Below are 278 nucleotides of genomic sequence, written 5' to 3'. Positions count from 1 at the left end.
ACCCACCTTATCAATTTATTACTGGCGCGCGAGGAAGATCGTTTCAGCCGCAACCCAGACCTCTTTCTAGAGGTCGTGCGCTCTTTGCCGTCGAGCATTCGTCACGTTGTGATCGACGAGGTGCAAAAGGTGCCAAAGCTTTTGGACTTGGTACACTACTTGATCGAAGAAGAGCGTAGCGTCCTACAGTTCATCATGACCGGATCAAGCGCTCGCAAATTGCGTCACGGCAAAGCCAACCTCTTGGCAGGGCGTGCGTTTACTCGTGATCTGCATCC

1 protein-coding gene is annotated in these 278 nt (G+C 52.5%); it reads left to right on the top strand.

Annotated features, from left to right (window positions below; translation table 11 throughout):
* Positions 1–278, top strand: a 278-nt coding sequence (locus ACZ3HH_RS29770; RefSeq protein WP_465810134.1) for an AAA family ATPase, incomplete at both ends; no start/stop codon positions are given.

Source organism: Pseudomonas sp. PME37.24/025 (assembly GCF_055556615.1).
The sequence above is the reverse complement of the archived record's forward strand: the minus strand, read 5'-3'. Positions and strand labels throughout refer to the sequence as shown.